Origin of the sequence: Alkalibacillus filiformis, from assembly GCF_030814115.1 — a bacterium.
In the GTDB taxonomy this organism is placed as follows: Bacteria; Bacillota; Bacilli; order Bacillales; family Alkalibacillaceae; genus Alkalibacillus; species Alkalibacillus filiformis.
The window spans coordinates 508,200-533,464 of sequence record NZ_JAUSUP010000001.1; the positions used below are offsets into that span (position 1 = coordinate 508,200).

Annotated in this window: 27 protein-coding genes and 1 pseudogene; 9 read left to right on the forward strand and 19 right to left on the reverse strand. The window is 37.0% G+C overall.

The features are described 5' to 3' along the window. Positions 1–5 precede the first annotated feature (5 nt). Positions 6–608 carry a hypothetical protein gene (locus J2R98_RS02785; RefSeq protein WP_307065898.1) on the reverse strand — a complete coding sequence of 201 codons (603 nt, stop codon included), beginning with the start codon at positions 606–608 and terminating at the stop codon, positions 6–8. Between the two features lie 318 nt (positions 609–926). Here J2R98_RS02785 and J2R98_RS02790 point away from each other — a divergent pair, with 318 nt between their 5' ends. Then, positions 927–1,184, forward strand: coding sequence for a phospholipase (locus J2R98_RS02790; protein ID WP_307065900.1), 258 nt, complete (start codon positions 927–929; stop codon positions 1,182–1,184). A 45-nt stretch (positions 1,185–1,229) separates the two neighbouring features. On the opposite strand, the pseudogene J2R98_RS02795 reads toward J2R98_RS02790, so the two are convergent. Beyond that, a pseudogene (locus J2R98_RS02795) lies at positions 1,230–2,231 on the reverse strand (LLM class flavin-dependent oxidoreductase). A gap of 204 nt (positions 2,232–2,435) precedes the next feature. Between J2R98_RS02795 and J2R98_RS02800 the strand changes: the two are divergent. Continuing rightward, positions 2,436–2,819, forward strand: a complete 384-nt coding sequence (locus tag J2R98_RS02800) for a DUF4183 domain-containing protein (protein WP_307065902.1) — start codon at positions 2,436–2,438, stop codon at positions 2,817–2,819. A gap of 41 nt (positions 2,820–2,860) precedes the next feature. Here the strand turns inward: J2R98_RS02800 and J2R98_RS02805 are convergent, their stop codons facing one another. After that, entirely contained in the window at positions 2,861–3,229 is a 369-nt protein-coding gene (locus tag J2R98_RS02805) for a DUF4183 domain-containing protein (RefSeq protein ID WP_307065904.1), read from the reverse strand. A 184-nt stretch (positions 3,230–3,413) separates the two neighbouring features. Here J2R98_RS02805 and J2R98_RS02810 point away from each other — a divergent pair, with 184 nt between their 5' ends. Further along, entirely contained in the window at positions 3,414–5,399 is a 1,986-nt protein-coding gene (locus tag J2R98_RS02810; protein WP_307065907.1) for a BMQ_0737 family morphogenetic spore coat protein, read from the forward strand. Between the two features lie 44 nt (positions 5,400–5,443). Here J2R98_RS02810 and J2R98_RS02815 read toward each other — a convergent pair whose 3' ends face one another. Next, positions 5,444–6,238: a DUF4198 domain-containing protein gene (locus J2R98_RS02815; RefSeq protein ID WP_307065909.1), complete on the reverse strand. Its 795-nt coding sequence runs from the start codon at positions 6,236–6,238 to the stop codon at positions 5,444–5,446. Positions 6,239–6,379: 141 nt separating this feature from the next. Here J2R98_RS02815 and J2R98_RS02820 point away from each other — a divergent pair, with 141 nt between their 5' ends. The 3 genes from J2R98_RS02820 (at position 6,380) to J2R98_RS02830 (ending at position 8,048) form a co-directional block, all read left to right on the forward strand. After that, positions 6,380–6,637, forward strand: a complete 258-nt coding sequence (locus J2R98_RS02820; protein WP_307065911.1) for a DUF1292 domain-containing protein — start codon at positions 6,380–6,382, stop codon at positions 6,635–6,637. A 3-nt stretch (positions 6,638–6,640) separates the two neighbouring features. After that, positions 6,641–7,018 (forward strand): hypothetical protein, encoded by a 378-nt coding sequence (locus J2R98_RS02825; protein ID WP_307065913.1) that lies wholly within the window; start codon positions 6,641–6,643, stop codon positions 7,016–7,018. A gap of 100 nt (positions 7,019–7,118) precedes the next feature. Further along, positions 7,119–8,048: a superoxide dismutase gene (locus J2R98_RS02830; protein ID WP_307065915.1), complete on the forward strand. Its 930-nt coding sequence runs from the start codon at positions 7,119–7,121 to the stop codon at positions 8,046–8,048. A gap of 40 nt (positions 8,049–8,088) precedes the next feature. On the opposite strand, the gene J2R98_RS02835 is transcribed toward J2R98_RS02830, so the two are convergent. Then, positions 8,089–9,858, reverse strand: a complete 1,770-nt coding sequence (locus tag J2R98_RS02835) for a methyl-accepting chemotaxis protein (RefSeq protein ID WP_307065917.1) — start codon at positions 9,856–9,858, stop codon at positions 8,089–8,091. Between the two features lie 252 nt (positions 9,859–10,110). Here J2R98_RS02835 and J2R98_RS02840 point away from each other — a divergent pair, with 252 nt between their 5' ends. After that, positions 10,111–11,442, forward strand: a complete 1,332-nt coding sequence (locus J2R98_RS02840) for a short-chain fatty acid transporter (protein WP_307065919.1) — start codon at positions 10,111–10,113, stop codon at positions 11,440–11,442. A gap of 22 nt (positions 11,443–11,464) precedes the next feature. Here the strand turns inward: J2R98_RS02840 and J2R98_RS02845 are convergent, their stop codons facing one another. The 13 genes from J2R98_RS02845 to J2R98_RS02905 form a co-directional block, all read right to left on the reverse strand. Next, positions 11,465–12,391: a DMT family transporter gene (locus J2R98_RS02845; RefSeq protein WP_307065921.1), complete on the reverse strand. Its 927-nt coding sequence runs from the start codon at positions 12,389–12,391 to the stop codon at positions 11,465–11,467. A gap of 92 nt (positions 12,392–12,483) precedes the next feature. Next, on the reverse strand, positions 12,484–13,410 hold the full coding sequence (locus J2R98_RS02850; protein ID WP_307065923.1) for a type II secretion system F family protein: 927 nt from the start codon (positions 13,408–13,410) through the stop codon (positions 12,484–12,486). A gap of 3 nt (positions 13,411–13,413) precedes the next feature. Next, positions 13,414–14,382 (reverse strand): type II secretion system F family protein, encoded by a 969-nt coding sequence (locus J2R98_RS02855; protein ID WP_307065925.1) that lies wholly within the window; start codon positions 14,380–14,382, stop codon positions 13,414–13,416. Positions 14,383–14,384: 2 nt separating this feature from the next. Further along, entirely contained in the window at positions 14,385–15,728 is a 1,344-nt protein-coding gene (locus tag J2R98_RS02860) for a TadA family conjugal transfer-associated ATPase (protein ID WP_307065927.1), read from the reverse strand. Between the two features lie 25 nt (positions 15,729–15,753). Next, positions 15,754–16,911 carry a CpaE/TadZ family protein gene (locus tag J2R98_RS02865; RefSeq protein ID WP_307065929.1) on the reverse strand — a complete coding sequence of 386 codons (1,158 nt, stop codon included), beginning with the start codon at positions 16,909–16,911 and terminating at the stop codon, positions 15,754–15,756. Then, the gene (gene cpaB / locus J2R98_RS02870; protein ID WP_307065931.1) at positions 16,912–17,523 is read right to left on the reverse strand and encodes a Flp pilus assembly protein CpaB; all 612 of its coding nucleotides are present in this window, start codon (positions 17,521–17,523) and stop codon (positions 16,912–16,914) included. Between the two features lie 81 nt (positions 17,524–17,604). After that, a complete protein-coding gene (locus J2R98_RS02875; RefSeq protein ID WP_307065933.1) occupies positions 17,605–18,708 on the reverse strand; it encodes a Tad domain-containing protein in 1,104 nt (367 codons plus the stop codon). A gap of 3 nt (positions 18,709–18,711) precedes the next feature. Next, positions 18,712–19,104: a TadE/TadG family type IV pilus assembly protein gene (locus J2R98_RS02880; RefSeq protein WP_307065934.1), complete on the reverse strand. Its 393-nt coding sequence runs from the start codon at positions 19,102–19,104 to the stop codon at positions 18,712–18,714. Beyond that, positions 19,105–19,605, reverse strand: coding sequence for an A24 family peptidase (locus J2R98_RS02885; RefSeq protein ID WP_307065936.1), 501 nt, complete (start codon positions 19,603–19,605; stop codon positions 19,105–19,107). It lies immediately after the preceding gene. 73 nt (positions 19,606–19,678) lie between these two features. Further along, positions 19,679–19,852, reverse strand: a complete 174-nt coding sequence (locus J2R98_RS02890; RefSeq protein WP_307065938.1) for a Flp family type IVb pilin — start codon at positions 19,850–19,852, stop codon at positions 19,679–19,681. A 422-nt stretch (positions 19,853–20,274) separates the two neighbouring features. Further along, positions 20,275–20,937, reverse strand: a complete 663-nt coding sequence (srtD, locus tag J2R98_RS02895) for a class D sortase, LPxTATN-specific (RefSeq protein WP_307065939.1) — start codon at positions 20,935–20,937, stop codon at positions 20,275–20,277. A gap of 27 nt (positions 20,938–20,964) precedes the next feature. After that, entirely contained in the window at positions 20,965–22,071 is a 1,107-nt protein-coding gene (locus tag J2R98_RS02900; RefSeq protein ID WP_307065941.1) for a hypothetical protein, read from the reverse strand. Positions 22,072–22,349: 278 nt separating this feature from the next. After that, positions 22,350–23,399 carry a CAP domain-containing protein gene (locus J2R98_RS02905; RefSeq protein ID WP_307065944.1) on the reverse strand — a complete coding sequence of 350 codons (1,050 nt, stop codon included), beginning with the start codon at positions 23,397–23,399 and terminating at the stop codon, positions 22,350–22,352. 123 nt (positions 23,400–23,522) lie between these two features. On the opposite strand from J2R98_RS02905, the gene J2R98_RS02910 reads away from it, so the two are divergent. Continuing rightward, positions 23,523–23,891, forward strand: coding sequence for a carboxymuconolactone decarboxylase family protein (locus J2R98_RS02910; RefSeq protein WP_307065947.1), 369 nt, complete (start codon positions 23,523–23,525; stop codon positions 23,889–23,891). Between the two features lie 43 nt (positions 23,892–23,934). On the opposite strand, the gene J2R98_RS02915 is transcribed toward J2R98_RS02910, so the two are convergent. After that, entirely contained in the window at positions 23,935–24,138 is a 204-nt protein-coding gene (locus tag J2R98_RS02915; RefSeq protein ID WP_307065949.1) for a CDGSH iron-sulfur domain-containing protein, read from the reverse strand. Positions 24,139–24,322: 184 nt separating this feature from the next. Between J2R98_RS02915 and J2R98_RS02920 the strand changes: the two genes are divergently transcribed. Then, entirely contained in the window at positions 24,323–25,243 is a 921-nt protein-coding gene (locus J2R98_RS02920; protein ID WP_307065951.1) for a glycerophosphodiester phosphodiesterase family protein, read from the forward strand. The last annotated feature ends 22 nt before the right edge of the window (positions 25,244–25,265 follow it).

Sequence of the window (25,265 nt, forward strand, 5' to 3'; positions counted from 1 at the left end):
CTTGTTTATCCTAACTCCTCGTTCAAGTAATTTAATAAATCCGTTAACGTTTGATACCTTTCATCACGAATAACATCATAATAAAGAAAATCAGGTTTATAATCTTGCTTCAACCTTTCATTCAACGCTTGAATGTCTTGCTCAACATCTCCAATTGACTTAATATAACGCTCTTGAATCGTTAAATTTGAATAACTATGATCAAACTTTACTCGATCATTTAGTATTTGACCCGTGAACTTCGGGTGTAACTTATTTTTATCTTCTAAGAATAGTGTGTGATCACTAACAACCTCATCGTGGCTATAAACTCTTAAAGTTAAATCAAGCGTATCATTAATGACTAACTCCGCTCTTCTCTGCCCGAGTGTTGCAACTATATAAACATTGCTATCAGATAAATGAAATTCTCGTTTAATAAAATAATCTTTAAACTGTTGCAAAGCCTTTTGCACCTTTTCGAATTTCGCTTGGCGATAATATTTTGAATCAGCCAACCTTTGATTAATCCTATTATAGTGTTTATAAACCTTCTTTAAATTACGTTCTAGCTCTAACAATTCTAAATCAACGTGCACCATTTCCTTTGCATGATCAAAGAATCCCATTCTTACACCCCCCCTTACTTCATAATTACGCCTATGTTTTGCCGTATATTCTTGTCTTGTTATTAATTTTAAAAATCTATTAACCTATCAAAAATAGGACGATTAGAATTAGGGAAGTAAGAGGAAAAACGCAAGAAAAACTCTACGATTTGTGGCTTAATAGAGGCACTAGTTCCATGGGAAAGTTGGTTTTTTGTTAACCTTGAACCTGAAGTAATCAAAAAAATACAAGAAAGTCAAACTAATAGGTTATATATAATAGAGAAGTTAATCGATACCTCATATACTATAGTACTAGTATATTGGGGAGGTTTTATTATGCGGAATTGTCGTTTATGCCTACCTGGATACCGTTACTGCGGTCCAGGATGTAGTGGTCCCGGCAAACCTGTCAATAAGGTTGACCGATCCTGCCGTAAACATGACCAGTGTTATCATTCAAGAGTTAACAGAAGGAAATGTGATCAACAGTTTATTCGCGAACTCGACCATTTATCAACACGGTGTACACGTGAAGGTCGACACGCTCGTGCAGTACGTAACGTCATGAAGTTACGGCAAATGTTTTACTGGTAAAAAACAAAAGGCTGCGAATAACACAGCCTTTTGTTAAATCATATATTATTTTCCGTCTACTACTTCTTTTAAGATTTCAAATGACCTTCTTTGCTTCTCACGATCATAAATATACGTAATAGCCATGATTTCATCAACATCGAACTGTTCTTGGAAACTTGTTAATTGGCGTTTCACTGTTTCTTTACTACCAATTAGTGAAGCGCTTGTCATTGAATCAACGATCTGCTTTTCTGATGCTTTGTAAAAGTCTTCAATATTATCAATTGGCGGATTTAATGGATTTTGTGTCCCTCTAACAACATTTAGGAAGAATTGTTCCAACGTTGTCTTCTCACGGATTGCCTCTTCATCTGTCTCTGCTGCAATAACATTTAAACAAACCATCATATATGGCTGATCTAAATACTCTGATGGCTCAAATTGTTCACGGTATATTTTTATAGCTTCTGCCATGTGACGTGGTGCAAAATGTGCTGCAAACGAATATGGCAATCCTAACTTAGCTGCTAACCTTGCTGAGTCAGTTGATGAACCTAAAATATAGAGAGGGATGTTCGAGTCAACCCCTGGGTAAGCTTTAACAAAGCCTTGCTTCTCCAGTGGTCCAAAATACTTTAAGATCTCTTGCACATCATTCGGAAAATCATGGACTGAATCATGTTTAGAACGTCTAATTGCACTTGCTGTTAGTTGATCGGTACCAGGTGCTCGTCCTAATCCAAGGTCTAAACGATTAGGGTAGATTGTCTCCATCGTACCAAATTGTTCTTAAACTATTAATGGTGAATGATTGGGAAGCATCACGCCACCAGAGCCAACACGAATTTTCTCCGTATGTTCTAATGTATGTTTCATTAACATCGTTGTCGCAGAACTAACGAGCGTTGATGTATTGTGGTGTTCTGCAATCCAATACCTTTCGTAACCTAATTGTTCTGTTGCTTGAGCTAATTCAACCATCGAATCGATTGCTTCTTTAGCCCCTTCACCTTTCCTGATTGGAACTAAATTTAAAACAGATAAAGGAATATTTATATTGCTCATATTTAAAAGTCCTTTCTTGTTGAGATGTTCACTACAATCGTATCAGCTTGTAAACCACTTTTAAATTAATTTGCTTTACTAGGATAATATTATGATTCATTACACTATTTTTAATAGAAACGATTGAATTGATCAACTTGTCTTATCTCTTTTTAGCAGAACGTTCATAGAATAATACAGAGCTATAATAAGGAGGGATCTATTATGACATTAAGAATTATGAAACTCCAAATTGAGGCTGAAACAACTGTAAACTCTGAACCTAATTCAACTAAATTCTTCTATACCACTGATGCTGAAACAGCACCCAATTCTACTTTATCAATTGATGCTGCTGATTTCTTTGATGATACTGGTACAACAGTAACTGAACTACCAGAACTAGAACAAAACAACAGTTATTATAATGTTTACATTAACGGTGTTCTACAAATGGATGATATCTCTATTTATACACCTGGAGAAACGCAAACAGGCTCATTAGATATTAACGTACCTGATGAAGGTGAACCAATCTTAGAAGGTGTACCAGTCGTATTAGAAGTTGTTAACTTCACACCGACTTCAAACACAGATATAGCAACATAATAAATAGTAGAGGGATCCCAATTGTTTGGGCCCTCTATTTCTTATTGATAAAGCGCAATATACTGTAAGGTTATAGGAGCTCCTTCTATTGGGGCATCTTCAGTATTTAACGTTAGTTGACCTTCTTCAACATTGTAGATATTAGGGGGTTGTAACACACCATTAATATATAAATTTATAATTGAAAATTTATTCGGGTTCAAAACTCCACGATTTCCATACTCGGTTAGTTCATCACTATTTGTATATACTTTTCGCACTCCATCAGAACGAGTATTATATTGATAAGTTTTAACTTTCATAGGTTCTTTACTCACCTTCAGTCTTACCATTAAGTCAATTGTCGTCGTTTGCCAATCATATACTTGCTTAGTCGATATAACTTGTCGTTTCTTTGATCGCTTTTTCACCCCAATCACCTTCCTATAGTCCTACTATTAATTTATGCAAATGTTTGAAGGTTGATTGGCCATTCAACAATATATACACCATATGCGGTTTCATCATTTTTTAATCAACATCTATAAGAACAAACGAAATGCCGAATCTTACCATAATATATAAATAAGTTTGATAGAAAGGAGTGCGAACACAATGAGTAGTGAATTATGTTCCATTATAGAAAACAATGGGACAGTCAGATGTTATTTGACTGATCAATTTGGATTTCCATTACCTACTAATGAAGGAGTAGAATGTGCAGAAGTTGATCCTAATAGAAGACGAGAGGTTAGCGTGACATTACCGTCTGGGGAGCGAACGATTCTTCAAGAAGTCACATTGTTTAAACGGGGATTTGTTGTAATTGAAGCATTTGATGATCGATTTGAATGTGTTAGTGAACCCATACCATTTAGCTTTACTGAAAGAGTATTGCTCTGTGCCCCTAGAGGAACAGATGTGACATGTACAATTACCGAGTTTGACTGCCTACCTAACATCGTATGTCGTGACGGTGAATTAGTTTCAATCGAAATCGGCTTAAGGATTTGCCAAGAGATTAAATCAGTATACAATACGGTCATTGATTTAGCTACAAGGGCATGTCAACCGAGAGAAGCATTAAGCGAATCCTGCCCTCCACCGACAACACTTAGTACAAAGAATAGGATAACTAACACAGGTGAACAACAAACTTTTGAACAAACTTGTATTTCTACTGAAAAGGTTTATGACTGGATTATTCAAGACACAAACCAACAAATAAGAGTAGATGATGTTTCATTTACTTGTGGTCCATGTCAAATCACTTTGTTTGTACCAGCTGTCATAATGTGTGACCGTCAAATATCTGGAACTGTACTATGTAATGGCGAACGAATAGCAAATCAAGAAGTATTTATTTCTGTTGACCCTGACATTGCCGATGTTAACCCAAATCCTACCGTAACTGATGAAAACGGTCATTTCTTTACCACATTAGATGTACCTGTTGGGACTGAGCCAACTATTGCAACAGTCACAGCAACGACTACCATTGATCAACATGAGTTTTCTATTAGTCTTGATACCATTTTGGTATGTGAAAGTGAATGTCAATTGTTCTTATTTGGTCCAAGTACGATTGACTGTATCGATGTTGTAGAGGCCCGAGTACGTTGTAATGATGAAGTTATCGCTGGAGCAAATGTAACGTTTGAAAGTGATCGACCAGATCTTATTTCATTTGACCCTAATCCAGCAACAACAGGAGTACTAGGTGTAGCACTGACAACGGTTAATGTAGAGCCAGGTACGCCTCCTACACAAGTAACAATTACCGCAAGAACCACAGTTGATGGTGAAGATTTAGAGGAAACAATAGTTCTAACTGTAGTTTGTGAAGCTCGTGAATGTACAATTACGATCGAAGCACCAGCACTCATTACTTGTGAAGGAGAAATCACTGGAACTGTAACTTGTGATGGTATACCAGTTGAAGATGCCGTAGTAGAATTTAATAACTTCCCTATCGTTGGTGAGTTTGATCCAAATCCAGCTACGACCGATGCATTAGGAAATTATTCCACTACGCTAACGGTTCCAGAATCGACCCCACTTATATCAACTGTTATTATGGCTACAACAACTGTTAATGGTGAAACAATTACTGCTATGATTAGTATCCATATAGAATGTCCATTAGAGGAATGCCCATGTAAATATAGAATAGGTATACAAGGTAATGCTGCACCAGCTACCGTTAATGTCACACAACAAAGTACCCCATCAACATTCCAAGGTACAATAAACGTCACAGCCATTCAATGCTTCACAGCGAATGCGATTTGTAACCCAGCCATTAACAATTTTAATATTGCTTTCGGCTCAGGTGGTAATACAATTAACTTTGTAATGGGAAGAAGAATCAGTATACAATGTGATGGTAACAATTTCGCTAGAGTACATGGTGTAGCCAATGCGATTGGTAACGTAATTAATGGTATTTTTGATGTTTTAATTGAGTTACAAATTAGTCCCGCAAATATTGGGACGTGGACTATTATTGCTTCTGACTTACACGGCAACAGTTTCTCTACCACATTTAGCGCACCAGTAAGCTCTGCGACGTTTATCGGTGACTGTAGTGTAGTCCCATAGTATGTTAAAACACCAATCCTTAACAGATTGGTGTTTTAGTTTACTCATTCAGGTTCTTCTTGGTTAAACTCTTCATTAACGACAAATGTCATTGTCGCTTCATATTCTGTCCCATCTAATTCGAATTCTGCCCGGATTAAATAGTAATCCGCTTCTCCTACTTCCCACGCAATTTTTCCGTTCAAATCTGTAACGAGCTGAAGATCTTTTGAGGTGCTTCGTTGAATAACAGCAACCTCTTGATCTTCAACTGGCTCCCCATCATACATTAACTGAGCTGTTACATAATCGCCTGATTGAACTGTTACAGGGTTGAATAGTGGCACGATTTCTGCTCTTTTACTTACTTGTGGTTCATCGTAGTCTGAGAGTTCACTCATTTGTCTTAACGTTGGATTTTTACTAACGCCAACAAAAGCTTTAGCCGTCCTCACTGTTGCCTCTTCCTGTTCTCCGTACTTAAAGTCTCCTTTTGCAATGACTGTATATAGCCCTTCTTCTTCTGCAGTAAACGATCCGTTATAAAAATTATTTAAACCAGCTCGGTCATCATCTACTTCGGATACTTCACCCATATCATAAAATTCATCTGTCATGTTCACCTCTTGGTTAGAAGGTGTTTTTACAACCATTTTAGAATCTTGAATTCCCCACTTACGATCAATTCGATAACTCGTATGTTGATCAGAATGGTTGCCTAAATATAAGCTAACGTAAGCTTTTTGGCCTTGTTCAACGATCGGGTTATTAGATTCGATCCATCCATTGTGCGCAAAAGCTGTAATCGATAATAATAATATAAATACAACTGCTACATTTATTGATATAAACTTTTTCATCAGTGACACCTCACAATATCGGTTTCACTTTGTAGCGTTCCAAAAATAATGGATAATATCCTGAAATATACTTCGTGCATTCATAATGTGACCATTCTTACAAACACTAAAGCATAATCACTACATGAGGAGGCAAAAATCATGAACGAAGGACACGAAGATATTATTACAATTTATGATGAAGAAGGTTTGGAGAAGGAATTTTCTGTTGCAGGTATGTTTGACATGCATGAACAATCATACGCTTTATTAAAAGATGAAAACGAAGTGTTTGTCATGCGCGTTGAAGAAGAAGGTGACGATCAATTTTTAGTTAAAATTACAGACCCAGATGAAAGGGCATCGATACTAGAAGCATACGAAATCGCAACTGAAGCAGAAGGATATAAGGAAGAATAACGAATGCACCATGAGATTATTGAGACGTTACCACAAGAAGTAAAAGAACAATACTTAAACGAAATCGAACAACTCAAATTTATTAAAGACTTTCGCTCAGCCAGTGCAGAAGAATGGTTTTTGTTTCTTCCTTCTTATCAAGAACCTAAGTCTGACGGAGCATTTGGAAAAGCTATAGTTCATTATGATTTGCTCGGTACTAAAGAAATAACGATTAATACATCAATAATTATTGAGGACCCAAAACTTTATGAACGTAATCTCCATGTATTCGTCTACTTAATCGGTGATGAAGTTATTAACCGAATTGTTGGTTTCGCAAATACATTATTGACGGTTTATGCTGGGGAGAATTCATATAAAGCTGAATACAAAAGTTAGAGCCTTAAAGGGTTTGAACAATTTACTGTTCAAGCTCTTTTTTAACATAAATTTGGCAAACGTCATATACATAAGTGGATATTCATTAGGAGGTTTTAACTTGAAACACGAAAACTTAAATCAGTTTATAGAAGACCTTAGCCATTGGACAGCTGAGTTTGTAGAGAAATGGGAACGTATTCAAGATGATTTTCTGCGGCAAGATGAAGTTAACCAAGAAGGAAAAGAATTAGATCAATCGTTAGGTGAATTTTTAACACAAGTAGATACGTATTATCACCACCGCGATGACCTTTCACCTGACATTGCGAAACAGTTACAAACTGATGCAGCTCACTTATATGACCGTTGGAATCAATTGATCCATAAGAAAAATGACAAGCAAGATGATCATAATAGTCGATCCGTACCAATCGGCGGACACGAGCTCCCTCCCCTTCCTTATGACTATGATGCATTAGAACCCTATATTGATGAGCGCATTATGCGTCTACACCACCAAAAGCATCACCAAAGTTATGTAGATGGGTTAAACAAAGCTGAACGTAAGATGCAGGAAGCACGTCAATCAGGTGATTACGATTTAATTAAACATTGGGAACGAGAAGCGGCTTTTAATGGAGCTGGACATTACTTACACACGATTTTTTGGAATGTCATGAGTCCAGATGGTGGTGGAGAACCTACGGGTGAACTATTAAATGAAATAAATCACTCATTTGGAAGTTATGAGCAGTTTAAAGAGCATTTCTCTGAAGCGGCAAAAAATGTAGAAGCGGTTGGATGGGCGATTTTAATTTGGTCTCCTAGGTCTCAACGTCTTGAAATTTTACAAGCCGAAAAGCACCAAAACTTAACACAATGGGATGTTATACCTCTTCTACCTCTCGATGTTTGGGAACATGCTTACTATTTGCAATATGAAAACGAACGTGGTGATTATATTGATGAATGGTGGAATGTTGTCAATTGGGATGAAGCCGAACACCGATTCCAAGAAGCTCGCCAATTAGAGTGGACACCTTATTAAATAGTTGAGGTGTGATTCATATAGAATCACACCTCTTTGTTTACTTAACTTTAAATTGATTTGCTGCTTGTTGTAATTCTTCTGCCATATGTGACAGTGCATCTGTTGCAGAAGTCACTTCTTCTACACTAGCTGTTTGTTCTTCAGCTGCACCTGCAACCTCTTCAGCAAGACTAGATGCATTTTCTGTTTGCTGTGAAACTGTCTCCATTGAATGAACAAGCTTATGACTTCTTTCATCGATCTGTTTAATCGAATCTGATACTTCTTCCATTCGTTGAGACACAAGAGTAACGGCTTGTGCAATGTCTTCAAACGAGTGACCTGCTTTATTTACAAGTTCTTTTCCTTCATCAACGTTTACTACGCCATTTTCCATTGATTGCACTGCATGTTGCGTTTCATTTTGAATTTCAGTAATAATACTTGAAATTTGACCTGTGGATTCAGTTGATTGTTCTGCTAATTTTCGTACTTCATCAGCAACAACTGCAAATCCTTTACCATGTTCACCAGCTCGCGCAGCCTCAATTGCCGCATTCAAAGCTAGTAAATTAGTCTGCTCAGATATATCATTAATAATATCTAATATTTTCTCTACTTCTCTTGAACGCTGATTTAAGCTCTGGATAATATCACGAGTTGATTCCGTATTTTTACTAATCTCATCCATTTGATTAACTGCTTGTTTTACGACTTCCTCACCACTTACTGCTTGTTTTGAAGTGGATTCTGATGATTCGTTAACACGTTCTGCCCTAGAAGAGATCTCTTCAATGTCTTTAGATATGTCAGATACATACTGAGTTGATTCTTGTACTTGTTGAACTTGCCCTTCATTTCCTTCAGAGACTTGTTGGATCGATTGAGCAATTTGTTCTGCAGCACGAGTGGTTTCATCTGCATTTGCGTTTAACTGTTGTGATGAAGCAGCCACTTGTTCAGATGATTCAACAACTTTCTTTATTAATCCATGCATTTGATCTAACATTTGATTGTATTGTTCTGCAAGGCTTCCGAATTCATCTTGACTATTGACTTCAATCGGTTGTGTCAGATCTCCATTGGCTACATTTTGTAGGCCTGTATGGATTGTTTTAATTTGGTTATTCATGTATCGAACGAAGAAAAAGACGACAACTAATCCTACAACGACAGATATAAATCCAATTAATAACATCGTCTGCGCAGTATCTTGTCTTAGTAACGTAGCCAGTTTAGACATTTGAAAGTCAATTGCTGCTACACCAATTACCTCACCTTGTTCATCTGTTAATGTTGTTGCAAGCGTAATAATGGATTGGTTTGTTGCAGCATCTAAATATGGTTCTGTCCAAATAACTTCTCCTTCATTTGCCAATGCCTGTTCATACCAATCACGTTCTGTTGCATCATATCCTGTTAAATCAGCATCAGGAATATCATTTAAATACAGTGAGCCATCAGGTGTTCCGAAATATAAATTTAATATATAATCATAACCTTCTGCGTAATTCGTCAAGTACTCTTGATAAAACCCTGTCATGTCCGGATCATTAGTCGAAGGCATATTATCGAAATTAACATCCGAACTCGGTATATCGAATGATGTGTACTGCAGTTCCTCCTCTTGACTATATGTATTTAATAGTTGTTCATACTCTTCAAAAACTTCAGCTGCTGCTGAACTTTCTCTTTCTAATTCAGCTTTAGGAATGACGACACGTTCTAAAACCGATGATTGACTGTATGACACAAAAACGACTGTAACTAGTGGAACCACTAATAATACAAGCATAATGACAGCCAATTTTAACCGTATTGATTTCATTTCTTACTCCCCCTCAATCATATTGCTTAAAAATAATATCGGCTAATACGACTAAAGGTTTAGAACTTTTGAACATTTAATGAACTATATTCCCTTATCTATTTCCCAGGCAAGCGCACAATACGACGCTATTAAACAAAAATGGAGACATTCATTCGACAAAATTCACTAAAAACTAGTGACATATTTAAGACTAAAAGACTAATAGAATATAACGAGCTTCAAAAAACATTTACAAAAAGGAGGAATAATATGCTTAAGTCGATTACGGCTACCAGTGATAGGCTCGTCCAACGCTACTTACCTGATGCCTTTCTATTTGCTATCATTTTAACGATTATTGTGTTTGTTCTTGGATTAGTCTTTACAGGCAGCTCACCAGTTAACATGGTTGAGTATTGGGGGCAAGGATTTTGGGATCTTCTAGCATTTGCGATGCAGATGTCATTAATTGTTATTACGGGATATATTTTAGCTAACACACCTTTCGTAAAAGGTATTCTATCAAAAATAAGTAATATGGCTAATTCACCTGGTCAAGCAATTGTCCTTGTAACTGTTGTCGCATCGATTGCTTGTTTAATTAACTATGGATTCGGTCTTGTTGTTGGTGCTTTACTTGCGATACACGTTGCCAAACGGATCCCTTCTATTGACTACCGTATTTTAATCGCAGCTGCTTATAGTGGGTTTCTACTTTGGCATGGAGGATTCTCAGGTTCTATTCCTTTAACAATTGCAACAGAAGGTCACTTTTTAGAAGATTTAGTAGGCGTCATTCCGATTACTGAAACTTTGTTTAGCGAACTAAATTTATTTATCGTTTTTATTTTACTCATCACATTACCAATCTTAAACTGGTTTTTACTAAAAGCTCGAGATGGTAACTCTAGCATTGATCCAGAATTGTTAAAGACCCACACTCAAACAGTCGAGGAGCAAAAGTTAGAGAAGAAAGATTTAACACCAGCAGAGCGACTTGAACATAGCCAAGTCATTTCTATGATCATCGGTATATTAGGTTTAGCCTTTATTATTTATCACTTTACGACAAGTGGATTTGATTTAAATATTAACATCGTAAACTTCATCTTTCTTTTCTTAGGCATCCTACTTCATAAGACACCTCGTAAGTTTTTAAATAGCGTGTCAGATGCTGTTAAAAACGCTGGTGGGATTATTATTCAGTTCCCGTTTTACGCAGGGATTATGGGGATGATGGTAGCTTCAGGATTGTCTGAACAAATGTCAACGATGTTTGTAAATATTTCAAACGAAGTTACTTTACCGTTGTTCGCCTTTATTAGCGCAGGGATTGTTAACTTTTTCGTACCATCTGGTGGCGGACAGTGGGCAGTTCAAGCACCGATTATGATTCCAGCTGCACTAGAAATTGGTGTTGATACAGCCAAAACAGCGATGGCCGTTGCTTGGGGTGATGCATGGACGAATATGATCCAACCATTCTGGGCATTACCATTACTTGCCATAGCCGGTCTTAAAGTTAAAGATATTATGGGATTCTGTTTAATCATTCTCGTTTGGAGCTTCATACCGATTGCAATCGGCTTACTATTATTCTAAAAAAGCAAATCCCTCTAGGTGTTTATGACCTAGAGGGAATTTTTTTATAAATGTTAGCAATCGAAATGCCAATTATGATTAGAACAGTACCAATCAATATGTTAGCTGTTAACGGTTCATTTAATAATAACCAACCAAATAACAAACCGAACACAGGAACGAGTAACGTTGAAATTGTTGCCGTTACCATGTCGATCACACTTAATAAAATAAACCAAACTGTAAAACAAAGCGCTGAAGCTAATACACCCGTAAATAAAACATAGTATACACTTTCAGCATTCCATACAATCGCCTGATCAGATTCAGCCATGACAGCCACGATCGTAATTGCCAAAGAACCAAAAGCCATCTGATAACCGTTAACTTGTAGTTGTGACAACCCTTTTAAAAATAAACGGTAGTATATGTTCGATAAACCCCATGAAATGGCGGCAACGATGATTAACATTTCACCGAAAACCGTTGCAGCATTTTGAGCTAGCCATAAATCCCATCCTAAAATAGTTAATAAACCTATCAACCCAACTGTTAACCCAACAATTTGTGGTTTAATCAGTCGATCTTTTAAAATGAAAACAGCTAGTAAACTACTCCAAATGGGCATTGAATATAAAAGAATAGAAGATTTACCCGCTTCTACAAACTTTAGCCCATACATAACAAGTAAAAAGACGATCGCTGTTTGAAGGAGCCCTACTATGAATAAATGTTTCCAATACTTTCGTTCTGGTATCCCGACCTTAAAGAACAGTAATATGCCAAACATTGTAACGGCACCAACACCAAAACGAAAAGCTGAGAAAGTAAAAGGCCCCATATACTGAAGCGCCTCTTTCATTAACGTCCATGCATATCCCCATATAATGGTTATACTTAAAATGAGTAATACAACTACCCATTTGTTTTGTTTGATGTAATTCATCATCCGAATTTGTCGTTCATCCAACGTTAAAATCAACCACCTATTACTGCATTTCTTTCATTCTATCATTTGCCTAAACAAATAAAAACTCAACCCACAATTTGGGCTGAGTTCTATTAAAATAACGTATCGAAAATTTGGATCGCAATCGGTCCCATTAAAACGATAAATAATAACGGGAAAATACAGAACACCATCGGTAATAACATTTTAACTGGTGTTTTCATCGCTTGCTCCCGTGCTCGCTGAAGTTGTTGTTCACGTATACGCTCGGTTTGAACGCGAATAACTTTTGACATTCCTACGCCTAACCGGTCCGCTTGAACGAGTGAACGAATAACGTTTTGAAACTGATCAGAAGGAACACGGTCACGTAAGTCAGATAACGCAATATCTCGTGAGTTTCCTAACTTCATATCTTCTAAAGCGACTTGGAACTCATCAGAGAGTGGGCCTTTTACTTTTTCACAAGATTGTACCATAGCTGAGTCTAACCCCATCCCTGCTTCAACTGATAAGTTTAACATATCAAAGTAATCGGGCATCATTTTTTCAATTTCTTTCAATCGATTTTTCCTTCTCGTGTTCAAGTTAGCCATGGGATAAATGAAGCCAATCAACCCAGCAGCACCGCTTATTAACAACACTTGACTTAACGATTCAGAAGAAGGAAACAGTAAAAGGAAAACAACTAAAAACAACCCAATCCCTACAGTAAATTGAATTAGTCTAAAATCTACCGCTGATAAATTTTTCGGATTGCCAGATTCACGTAACTTTTGTTCAAGTGTTTTAATTGAATGGCCTGACATTTTATCTTTCATGACCGTCCTAGCTTGAGTAATCCCTTTTTGAACGAATTGACTGTTAGCTAATTGCCGCTTCCCCTCACCTTCATCATCTAGTTGATCACTTGACCTGCTAGTCAACTGATCAGCCCTTTGTTCTATGTTAATTTCTCTTTTCATGAAGAAATGAAGAATTCCTGCGACAACTAATGTCAGAAATACAAACGTCGAAATAAAAAATATGAACTGTGTCATCGTCTACACCTCAACTTGGACGATTTTATTAATTAATAGCCATCCAATGACAAAAAATAACGCTCCGAAAATGATTAACATCCAACCGAATATATTGGTAAATAACGGTTCGAAAAATCCAGGATGTATAACATTAATCACTAACGCTAGACCGATTGGTAAAAGAGAAATAATCCAAGATGAAATTCTTCCTTGTGCTGTTAACGTACGGACTTCATCTTTTACGCGTAACCGTCCTTGAATCGTATCTCTTAACGTCTCTAGTAAAACAGCTAGATTTCCGCCAGACTGTCTTTGGATTAATAAAGCTGACACGACCATTTCTAAATCTTTGTTCGGAAGCCGTCTAAGTAATTGATCAAAAGCCTCTTCGTATGAGCCTCCAAGGTTAATTTCTTTAATCGTCAGTTCAAACTCTGGTCCAATAGGGTCTGGCATTTCCTTTGCTACAACTTGCATCGATTGCATAAAGCTAAAACCAGCACGCATTGAGTTAGACATCGTCCCTAAGGCATTCGCAAGCTGCGTAATACTTCGGTCGAGACGTTTTTTAGTTTTAATTTTTAAGTAAAGACGAGGTAAATAGAACCAAGTTAACAAGATTGACAGTAATGCGACCCAAATGTTTACCCACGCCACTAAAATAAAGAATGTAAAAAGAACAAACATTACTCGAACGACATAAAACTCTTGTAACTTTAGAGTCACGCCAGCAACAATTAACCGCTCTTCCCATTGATTGCTAATTGGCTTCCACGGTAATTGCTTTCCTAGCCATGAAATCCAACGCATCATTGTACTTTGATCCTTCTTCTCACCCTTCTCTTCTACTTCCTCTTCTTCATTCGACATACTGTCTACTCGACGGTCAATGTTTATTTTATGACGAAAAGCCCATAAAAACGCAACTCTAAATATGATAAAGAAAAATATAAACGAAAATACTAAGGCGAATAACATCGATAAACTCATCACTACCACTCCCCACGGAACAAGCTAGGTGGTAGATTAATACCGTTTTGTTCAAGTCGATCAATTATTTGTGGGCGAATACCAGTCGGTTGGAAGTGACCTTCGATTTTTCCACTTTGACTGATGCCTGTCTGTTTAAACACAAATATATCTTGCATCACAATTGTATTCTCTTCCATACCTAATACTTCTGATATGTGTGTAATTTTGCGCGTTCCGTCTTTCATACGTGATTGGTGAATAATTAAGTCAATCGCCCCAGCAATTTGCTCACGGATCGCTTTAATAGGAAGATCCATCCCAGCCATTAGCACCATCGTCTCTAAACGAGATAACATATCTCGAGGGGTGTTAGCGTGCCCTGTACCTAATGATCCATCATGACCTGTGTTCATCGCCTGAAGCATGTCCAATGCCTCAGCACTACGAACCTCACCGACTACGATGCGGTCTGGTCTCATACGTAACGAGTTTCTAACAAGGTCACGGATCGTAATCTCACCTTTTCCTTCAATATTTGGTGGACGAGATTCTAATGGAATAATGTGATCTTGGTGTAACTTTAATTCTGCCGCATCCTCAATCGTTATAATACGGTCTGTGTTTTGAATAAATGAAGATAACACATTTAATGTTGTTGTTTTACCTGAGCCTGTCCCACCACTAACAAAAACATTTAAATATGATTGGACACACGCTTTTAAGAAATCAGCCATCTCTTGATTGAAAGTCCCGAACCTTAATAAGTCGTCTACCTTAAATGGTTCCTTAGAAAACTTACGAATCGTTAACGTTGGTCCATTCAACGCAAGGGGCGGTATAATCGCATTAACACGCGAACCATCTGAAAGTCTTGCATCGACCATCGGATTACTTTCGTCGATTCGTCGTCCTAAAGGGTTTACAATTCGTTCAATTACATTAGCAACGTGTCGATTATCTTTAAACGTATGATTTGTCCTCGTAATCTTACCGTTTCGCTCTACGTAAATTTCTGAAGGACCATTAACCATGACTTCAGTTACCGTTTCATCATGAATAAACGGCGTAATTGGTCCTAAACCGATTAAATCATTCATAACAGAAGAAGTGACGTCTTTTTTCGCTTCAAACGTAAGTCGATCTCCTTCTTCTTCTAAAAAAGGTTCTGCTAATTCTTTAATCGTTTCACTCAATTCATCTTGTGAAAGGTCTTGGTATTGCTTTAACTCTTCAATTAAATAATCACGCAACCGTGTTTCGATTATTTCTTGGTGTGTTTTTGGGCGTTTTTCTGTTGGTACATTAAATGTTTTCTTCTCTTCATCTCCAACTTGTGTTTGACTCATTCGTTTCATTAATGACATGTAAAACCTCACCCCATTTCATTAATCAAGCGTTCACCGCTTTTTTAAATAACACACCTTTTTTCTTCTCTGGTTTGTTCTCATCTAGTTTCCCTGCTAGCTTTAAGATCGCTTTCGCAGCAGGGGCTCTAGGTGTAGAAATAACTAAAGGAATTCCTTCATTGACAGAGGTCACGACATTTTTCTCATCATTCGGTATTTCCGCGAACGTTGATTGGCCTAAAACGCTTGTGACTGTTTCTACTTTCATCCCTTTGATTTTCTTTGATTTGCGGTTAACGACTAACTTTAAAGGCTTTTTAATATGGATTGATTCCATCGTTTCCAAATAAAGCTTACAGTTCTTTAAAGTGGGTAAGTCCATTGAAGTCACTAAAATGACTTCATCAGATTGTTCTAACGCAACAATGTCTGTTTCAATTAACGTTGGAGGTGTATCGATAATAACCCAATCGTATACACTTTTTAACGCTTCAATAGCTCTTTCAATATCATCACCCGTAACAGCTTCAGCAAACTCTGGTCTTATAGGTGAAGCCAATAAGTCGACTCCTGATTCATGAGATGTCATATAGTTTTTTATATCCGAATGACTGCTTGCTTCTTTCACCCACTCGTAAACCGTTTTCTTCGGTTTTAAATCTAAAAACAAATCAACATCACCAAACTGAAGATCAAGGTCAACTATTGCAACACTGTTACTCTGTTTCGCTAAGGAAACCGCTAAATTAGTACTGACGGTCGTTTTACCGACGCCTCCTTTAGTACTACACACTGTTAAGACCTTTCCTAATTTCTCTTCTTGATTTTGCCATGATGAGGATTGATTTCTTTTCACCGTTGGAAGTTCAGATAATCCTTTTAATACATCTACATATGAATATGGCTTATCGATTACGTCGATTGCACCAGAACGAATAACCTTTTTCACATCAACTTGGTGTTCTGGCATACATAGAACCGTCGAAACATTTTCAAATTGAAAACTAATCTCTTCACATAACTCATATAAATCACGTTCATCATTTTCATAGATTAGTATAATCATCTCTTCATCTGGCTCAATGGATGACTTAAGTTCTTGAACAGATTCAAACCATTGTAAACTATGACCTAATTCTTGTGCAGCACGTTGCACGCTTAACGTTTGGTTTAATTGATTTGTAATTCCTAGTATTTTCATTTAGCGAAACACCCCTTCGTGCAGGTCGTCTTCATGAACATGTGTACGGTCTGGCTCAATACTTTCATCATCTTGATCACGTAACATTAAATAAAGATCCCATTTCGTGGCAAAACCTAACGACAAACCTTCATACGGCTCTACTTCTAACGTCACTTGTTGGTAATTCGCTGCCTCTTCGGGACTATGTGTCGCATGACCAATCGCAAGCACACGTACCTTCTGTAACAAAAGTGTCGCAGCATCGTGCTGATCACCTTCAACATCTTCAGGTGTATTGATAATTGTTACAAGATCAACGTAATCTCCAGGCTCAATAAAACCTGAAACACCCTCTACATAGTTCACATCAATAGACATTGCACGCTTTCCTTCTTCAATCGGCAACATCTCTTGACGGTACACTTCATCTTCTTCACTAGAAGCATCCATCACTTCTTCACTTTGGTCTTCTTCAGATTCCTCTTCTTCTACTTCTATTTCTTGCTCCTCAACATTCGCCTGCTGATCATTCACGGTGTCATCTTGTTGACTAAATACTGCGATATAAAGTGTAATTGAAGCTAAAAAACCAAATAAAACAGCCCAAATCCAAATACGCCTTGATTTCATTACTCTCCCCCTACTCCATATAAAACGAAGATGACTAGACAAACTGTTGTGAGATTTATATTTTTATATAATCAATGTGGTTTAATCTGACGCTGGGTCGACTAGTTTGACTACGTTAACACTAGTTTCTGAGTTACAACCCTCGATTCCTTCACAAATTATTTCATCAATAACTTCCCCTGAAGAATATACCTCCAAAAACCTCCCAATAATTGTATGGTCACTACCTGAACCAACAGACTCTAACCAAAATGCAGCAAATCCAGTTATAGGAATGTCAGTTTTACCCTGAATATCTTCTTCTTTGATACAGTTTTCACCATAAAGTTCTTCATCTTCTCCTTCAGGGATAATACAAGTTGTAGGTACTAACAATACTCTCTCACAACTTAAATCTGCAGTTTCATAACTTTCACAATGTTCCTCAGTATCTGCTTCAATTTTATCTTCTAGTGGATCTCTCCATTGTCCAGGTGAATTACCTGGCTCACTTTGAACATAATCTCCAATACTCACCTCATAATCAGTTTCATCAAAGGAACCTCTTAAATTCCCATCTTCAAAGTCTAAAAACCCAAAATTACCTTGATCTTGTTCTTCACAATCTGAATCACTACCAGCTGTTACTCGCTTTAAACAGACTTGATCACCCTTCTCGAAATCAGTTGAATCAATGAACATTGGTGAAACACCAATACCTGTGCTTAGAAGGCCAAATTCGGCTTTTGATGAAGCAAACACATCTGCATCACTGAAATCTAATACATTGGCAAAAGATAACCCTTTATTCCTAACGACCTCTCCTAAAACATAAGAATCTGTGACCGTTAAAGCTACGTTATAATCTGACCCTTCAACATCAGATATATATTTCATTCCATCTTCGACTGATGTACCTTCGTCGAAGTTCAGCGCGACACCATCGTCTGGCAAACCATTTTGTTCAGACACATACGTGAATTCTCCAACAACATCTCCGCCTTCTTCAAAAAATTCATACGCCCCGGCTAGAACGGCTGCATCCATCGTTTTTTGTAATTTGTTACGTTCTGCGTATAATAAGCCACCATCAATTACTAAAGCAGCGAAACCTAACAACACGACTAAAGACAGCGCGACAAGAATAAGAGTCCCGCCTTTTTCGTTCCGGACATTCGTTTTCAACCTTTTAGATAGATTATCCATAAATCATTCCACCCTCATCACAGTTTCAGAAGTCAGTTCTAACGTGTCTTCCATAAGTGCACTTTGCATTAAAGCTGTTAAAGGTGTTATAAAACTTACTTCATAGTTAATCGTCACTGATGCATACTCTCCAGATTCTCTATCCGTTTCTGGTGTTAAAGTAATGTGATCATCACTAATTGCAACACCTACAGCAGCATCAACTGTCGTATCAATAATTGTAATATCATCCGCTCCTAAACTTGCAATTCGTGCACCTTCACGACTCGCATGTTCTAAAGCTAAATTCATGTATAAGACCCTGCCGAAGTCCATAATGCCAAACAGCAATATAGCGAGTAGCGTAAACGTGAGTGCGAACTCGACAAGTCCTTGCCCTTTTTGGGATTTAATCATTTAGATGCCTCCCCAAAACATCACGATAAACGTACCCATTACTATTGGTACGCCGTATGGAATAGATATATGTTTCTTCCTTGGTTCATTAAGGTCTGCAAGCTGTTGTTTATAAATGATTTTGAAGTATATTCTTTTAAAGAAAGGAAATAACGTTTTGTTTTTTAACATAATCAGCAAAGAGATGACACCACCAATTATAGCGGTTAATAAAAAAGCATAGAAAACAAATTGTGCTCCCATTAATGCACCGATCGCCGCCATTAACTTAACGTCACCAGCACCAATTCCTCCTAATAGAAATGGGATTAATAGAATGACAAAACCTAATAAAAGTCCTATTAAACTAAAGGACAAACCTTCTAAACCATTAATATATGTATGATAGCCAATTCCGAACAACATAGAAGGTAAAGTAATAACATTCAAGATCTTTCGTTTATGTATGTCTGTAATTAAAGATATGACTAAGATAATAACCAGCGCAGCGTTTATGACCATGCGAACATCTCCTTTAAAAGAATGATGATCCCGCCAAAATTGGCGGAATCATCTAGTGAATTAATGTGGGAAATTAGCTTTCAATATCAAGTGCATTACCAATATCAGTAAATACTTCTTTTAGATTGTCACCAACAGTCACTAGTAAGGCCACAACCACTACAGAAATTAACCCAACAATCAACCCATACTCCACCATACCTTGTCCTTCTTCTTCAACTAGTAATCCTTTGAACTTTTCTAACATCTTAAATTCCTCCCCCAAATTTTTTTATATAAAAGATCGATTGTATGCTATGATTGACTTAATACTTATGTATTTTTGGAATCGATCTTTCATAACAGGTTGAAATCTTTATAAAGAACTTTTCGTTCTTTATATCGAACTTACATTAAGTATAGTCGTAATTCTACAAATTGAAAACTCGCAAAAACATCTATTCATTCGTTAAAAAAGCCTAATTTTGTTCTGTATAAAGAATAACTTTTATTCTCTTAAATTTTCAATCTATTACTCCTTTTCTTTCTATTTATCTCTAATTTTGCGAAAAAGTATTATTTCATAAGTAGTTAAAAAGTAGTGTGATATAGTCCTCAAATGAACTAAAGCATCATACTTTAATCCTTATAAAAAAATCACTACTTCTTCTCAGAAATAGTGATCATAGTTTATTCTTCATCTATTAATTCTGCTGTCACAATATATCGTTCTGGTGCGGAACCTACGAAATCAAAAGGATAGCAAGTGACAAGGGTTAGGGTCGCTTCTTCTGTTGGAACAATTACGGTTCGATCGTCTTCATCAACGATTCTTGTTTCAGTTAACTCATAAATAAATAGGCCGGCTTCTGTTTCCACTTCTATACGATCACCTTCTTCTAATTCTCCTAAACCAACAAAGACCGTATCGCGATGGCCAGCTAACACACTGTTATCTGAAGTACCTGGTAATACGCTCTGTTCGAAATGTCCGACCCCACGGGACAACTCTTCTTCTCCTGACCCGTGAATAATCGGTAATTCATAATCTAATCTAGATATAGTTAATTTACCAAACACATCGCCATTATTTGGGACATTCTCATATAATCTTTGTGCCTCTTCCTCGCCCTCATTTCCTACTTTGGCTTCTTCAGCTTGCTCGCTTAAATGCTCAATGACAAGTTGATCTTCAGTCGTTGTACTCCGATCTTGTTGTAATTGTTCCCATTCATCTAATGACTGGTTGACTTTTGCATCGCTGTTAATAATGTTCATAACTGAAAAGCCTAATAAAAAAAATGAGAGAAAGAAGATGACACCGGCTACCCATAAGGAAACCTTCTTTCTCATCTACTTTCACCTCATAATCATCAAAATTTATGCTGTCTTAAATGGACGCAACTTAAATAGCAAGTAACCACCTGAAGCTAACAATAAAGCAATGCTTACCGCTAATAAGTTATACCATGGAGTTGACGTTTCAGGTAATTCACCACCATCAACAGTTGATCCTACAGCAGTTGATTCTTCTTGTTCTTCATCAGAGTCGTCATCTTCTCCAGAAGTATCTGGTAACTGTTGTTTTTGATCCTCATCATCTGCATCTTCTTCTATTGTCTCTCCATCGTTTTCACGCTGTTCATCATCTGAACCATCTTCGTCACGGTCACCTTCGTCTGTTCCATTGCTTCCATCATGATCTCCATCTTCTTCACTTCCACCATCTTCTTGACCATTTTCGTCGTCTTGACCGTTTCCTTCATCTTCGTCTGAACCGTCTCCGTTTTCACTGTCTTCATCATTACCATTCTCATCTTCTTCATTTCCATTATCGTCGCCATTGTCTGATCCGTTCTCGTCACCATTATCCTCATCAGATCCATTTCCATTTTCACCATCATCTTCGTTGCCCTCATCATCACCATCGTCTGAACCGTTTTCATCGCCGTTTTCGTCATCATCTGAACCATCTTCACCGTTACCCTCGTCACCATCTCCTGGATCTTCATCTTCTGTTATATCGAATTTGAAGTTTTTAGAGTTAGTCACATCACTACGGAATGTATCGTCCTGACTTAACAACAATTTATAAACGCCACCTTCATTAGGCGTTTCATCTGGATACCCTCCTAATAGTTCATAAAGGTTGTAACTCGAAAACGTCCCATCCTCTAGTACAACAATATCTGCACTTGGACTTGTGCCTAGATTATCTTTACCATTAGGTGAAGTAACTCTAACAAGATAATTGCCTGGCTGTAACTCATGCCCTTTTAAGTGGATATCCTTAAAATCATCAAAATGAGGAACATTTCCTGGTTCCTCGTTACCTGCATCATCTGTTAGCTGTACTGTTCCAGTGTTTGGGTTTGCTTCACCACCATCTTGATGATTCCCTGCAAAAGTTCCTATACTAAAACTAATTGAAATAAATAAAACTGATAATGCAATGATCAACCATTTCACCGGCTTGGATTTGATCATCGTATCTCACCCTCTCACCCATTTGTTTTAGTTCTGTTCTTTATATAGAACTATTTTTAGTATATGTCCTCATGTAAATATTTCAAAACGTTAAAACGGGCGAAATAAGTTCAAATTGAGCTGTTTTGTTCATTATAAAGAACTAAACCTGCGCATTACTTACTTTTTCACACAATTACTTTCATTTTTATTCTTTATTAAGAACAGAAAGCGCATAGGTCTTTTACAACACAAAAAAACTCCCTGATTATGATCAGAGAGGGTTGATTATAGCTTTTTTATTCAATTATAAACAGTTGCGTCCAATAGCTGTTTTGTTCGCCACCTTGTGCGTACCCGACACCTAAATGGGTGACCTCTTCGTTTAAAATATTGGCGCGATGACCATCGCTGTTCATCCAACCACCTACAACTTCTTCAGCTGTCTTCTGTCCTGCAGCAATATTCTCAGCTGAGCCGTTGTTTTCAATCTCATAATGCTCAATCATTTCATGAGGCGAACCATAAGTAGGTGATTCATGAGCAACATAATTTTGATCGCGCATATCTTCTGATTTTATCCGTGCAACTTCAGATAATTTCTCATGTTGCGCTAATCGGCTTAGACCATTTTCATCTCGAATTTCATTAACCATTTCAAATACTAATTGCTCCATTTCATTAGCATCTTGATCTATTGGATGATCAATAAAATAAATCGTCCAGTAATGACCGTATTGACCACCACTTACATAACCAATCCCTACATGAGTGAAATCACGGTCATATAAGTAATTAGTAAAATTCCCGTCATTTAACTGTTCGAATACTCGCTCCGGGTCTTGAACACCGGCTGATAAACTCGCTGCTAGTGAGTAATATGGAATGTCATATGACTTAATAATGTCACTTGTACTACCATAGTTAGGCGATTCCATCTCAAAATAACCGTGGTCTCGCATGTCAGCTGATTTCTGTTCAGCCGCTTCATTTAATTGAGACAGTTGCTCATATTCACTAATGTTTTGCAATTGACGCTCTTCATTCATAATATTAAACAATTGCTCAACCAATTGTTCATCTGATATTGATTCATCTACTTCATGGTTTTCTGATTCACTTATAACAGTATCATCATCTGATTCATCATGTGATTGATTGACATTAGAATCCTCAAAGTCGACGAATAACTCAATTGGTTGTTTTTCTAATGGGTGCTGATTAATCGATTCATTCGCACTTGCTTGCATCATCGTTGGCTGCCTGTCCAGTAAGTTAGGAAACGCATAAAAAATTAACAACCCAAACACAATCGTTAGCAAAAATACTCCAATTATAGGCTTCTTCACCTTGTTTCTCCTCCCACCAAGCAACATATTCATTTTATTTGTAAGTAACTCAACTATTTTATGTATATTTTATTCCTAATAATTCACGATAAGAATGTGTGTATTCAAAAAGGAGTGATGATTATGGAACATTCAGAAGAGATGGAAGACTTTTTCCACGATGCACTACTGCATTACAAAGAAGGTTCGAATGCGTTTAAAGAAAAGCTTCCCAAAATTACTCAAGGTTACTTTGATTTTACTGAAGCTGCTTTTGCTGACGGAACAATTGACAAAAAACATAAACAGCTTATGGCACTAAGTGTTAGCATTTATGCACAAGATGAATATTGTATCATCTATCATATGAAAGGTGCCGTTGAGAATGGAGCTTCTGAAGATGAAGTGCTAGAAGCGATTGGGGTTAGCGCTGCCTTAGGTGGTGGTGCAGCATTTGCTCAAGGTGTAACACTAGCAAAAGACGCCTATGAGTATTACTCAACTAATAAATAAGTTAACAATCCCTCACTATTGTGAGGGATTTTAATTATGTAAGTTATACTCTTGATTGATCTTGGAATTCGATCTGCTTATGTGACCCATCACAAAATGGCTTATTACTAGAAGCACCGCAACGACATAATGAAAATGCTGGCTTCGTTTCGTACTCATTACCTTCAGCATCTAATAATGTGACATCACCTTTAACTAAAATCGAACCATTATCTCTTACTTGAATGATTGGCTTTTGATCGCTCATAAATCTTGCTCCCCCTTTAAATATAATCTTTAACTTATCATATCACGGTTTTTAATATTTTTAAATCTTATTTTGGTTTACATAACATTATTATGGTTATCTAAAAATATTTCTGAAAATAAGATTGTCTCATATACTATATTATAGTAAATTTAATTATAGAATTTATTAAAGGGAGATTTGTATGAGTAAGGAGAAAAAAACGAAGTATAAAAAGCCTTTTTCTATTGGTTTGACAGTTTTAGGAGCAATTTATATTTTTCTTTATTTAATACCAATGCATTCAGTTGAGCCTAAAGCATTTTTTGAAAGTGACCGTCCATTGGTCATCGCCCACCAAGGTGGTGAACACTTAAAACCTTCATCGACGATGGCTGCGTTTGAAAATGCGGTTGACCTCGGTGTTGATGTTCTTGAGACAGATTTACATATTTCAAAAGATGGTTACTTAATTAATATTCACGACCCTTCTGTTGATCGGACGACAGATGGAACTGGTAATGTAACAGACTTAACTTTAGAAGAACTTAAACAACTTGATGCTGGCCATTACTTTGAAGATGAACAAGGTAATCACCCTTATCGCGGACAAGGGTTAGAGCTTATAACTGTCGAAGAGTTGTTTGAAGCATTTCCAGATGAACGTTTCATTTTAGAAATTAAAGACACGAACCCAAGTGAACGAATTGATGAAATGATTGACCGATTAATTACGTTGATTGAACGTTATGACATGCAAGAGCAAATATTAATTGGGTCTTTTGACCAAGGGATTATTGAATCGTTTCAAGCACAAGATCCTTATGATATCGCAGTTGCTGGTGGTAGAGGCGAAATTCGTAACTTTGTGGTCACGCATAAAATATTTCTAAGAAATTTATACAACCCTAGTGTTGATGCTGTATTAATCCCTACAAGTGAAAGTGGTTTTGACTTAACGACCAATGATGTTATTAGTGGTGCAGACCGACTAGGCTTGCATGTATCTTATTGGACAATCAATGATCGAGAAGAAATGAAAAGATTACTTGAATCAGGTGCAGATGGCATCATTACAGATCGACCAGATTTAACGTTAGAAGTATTAGAAGAACTAGGGTATTAATAAGAAGCGGGAGCGATGCGTT

Bases quoted from the DNA above. Each gene is read 5' to 3' on its own strand.
- J2R98_RS02785 (WP_307065898.1), bottom strand. From the start codon at position 608: ATGGGATTCTTTGATCATGCAAAGGAAATGGTGCACGTTGATTTAGAA.
- J2R98_RS02790 (WP_307065900.1), top strand. From the start codon at position 927: ATGCGGAATTGTCGTTTATGCCTACCTGGATACCGTTACTGCGGTCCA.
- J2R98_RS02800 (WP_307065902.1), top strand. From the start codon at position 2,436: ATGACATTAAGAATTATGAAACTCCAAATTGAGGCTGAAACAACTGTA.
- J2R98_RS02810 (WP_307065907.1), top strand. From the start codon at position 3,414: ATGAGTAGTGAATTATGTTCCATTATAGAAAACAATGGGACAGTCAGA.
- J2R98_RS02815 (WP_307065909.1), bottom strand. From the start codon at position 6,238: ATGAAAAAGTTTATATCAATAAATGTAGCAGTTGTATTTATATTATTA.
- J2R98_RS02820 (WP_307065911.1), top strand. From the start codon at position 6,380: ATGAACGAAGGACACGAAGATATTATTACAATTTATGATGAAGAAGGT.
- J2R98_RS02825 (WP_307065913.1), top strand. From the start codon at position 6,641: ATGCACCATGAGATTATTGAGACGTTACCACAAGAAGTAAAAGAACAA.
- J2R98_RS02835 (WP_307065917.1), bottom strand. From the start codon at position 9,858: ATGAAATCAATACGGTTAAAATTGGCTGTCATTATGCTTGTATTATTA.
- J2R98_RS02840 (WP_307065919.1), top strand. From the start codon at position 10,111: ATGCTTAAGTCGATTACGGCTACCAGTGATAGGCTCGTCCAACGCTAC.
- J2R98_RS02850 (WP_307065923.1), bottom strand. From the start codon at position 13,410: ATGACACAGTTCATATTTTTTATTTCGACGTTTGTATTTCTGACATTA.
- J2R98_RS02855 (WP_307065925.1), bottom strand. From the start codon at position 14,382: ATGAGTTTATCGATGTTATTCGCCTTAGTATTTTCGTTTATATTTTTC.
- J2R98_RS02860 (WP_307065927.1), bottom strand. From the start codon at position 15,728: ATGTCATTAATGAAACGAATGAGTCAAACACAAGTTGGAGATGAAGAG.
- J2R98_RS02865 (WP_307065929.1), bottom strand. From the start codon at position 16,911: ATGAAAATACTAGGAATTACAAATCAATTAAACCAAACGTTAAGCGTG.
- cpaB (WP_307065931.1), bottom strand. From the start codon at position 17,523: ATGAAATCAAGGCGTATTTGGATTTGGGCTGTTTTATTTGGTTTTTTA.
- J2R98_RS02875 (WP_307065933.1), bottom strand. From the start codon at position 18,708: ATGGATAATCTATCTAAAAGGTTGAAAACGAATGTCCGGAACGAAAAA.
- J2R98_RS02880 (WP_307065934.1), bottom strand. From the start codon at position 19,104: ATGATTAAATCCCAAAAAGGGCAAGGACTTGTCGAGTTCGCACTCACG.
- J2R98_RS02885 (WP_307065936.1), bottom strand. From the start codon at position 19,605: ATGGTCATAAACGCTGCGCTGGTTATTATCTTAGTCATATCTTTAATT.
- J2R98_RS02890 (WP_307065938.1), bottom strand. From the start codon at position 19,852: ATGTTAGAAAAGTTCAAAGGATTACTAGTTGAAGAAGAAGGACAAGGT.
- srtD (WP_307065939.1), bottom strand. From the start codon at position 20,937: ATGAGAAAGAAGGTTTCCTTATGGGTAGCCGGTGTCATCTTCTTTCTC.
- J2R98_RS02900 (WP_307065941.1), bottom strand. From the start codon at position 22,071: ATGATCAAATCCAAGCCGGTGAAATGGTTGATCATTGCATTATCAGTT.
- J2R98_RS02910 (WP_307065947.1), top strand. From the start codon at position 23,523: ATGGAACATTCAGAAGAGATGGAAGACTTTTTCCACGATGCACTACTG.
- J2R98_RS02915 (WP_307065949.1), bottom strand. From the start codon at position 24,138: ATGAGCGATCAAAAGCCAATCATTCAAGTAAGAGATAATGGTTCGATT.
- J2R98_RS02920 (WP_307065951.1), top strand. From the start codon at position 24,323: ATGAGTAAGGAGAAAAAAACGAAGTATAAAAAGCCTTTTTCTATTGGT.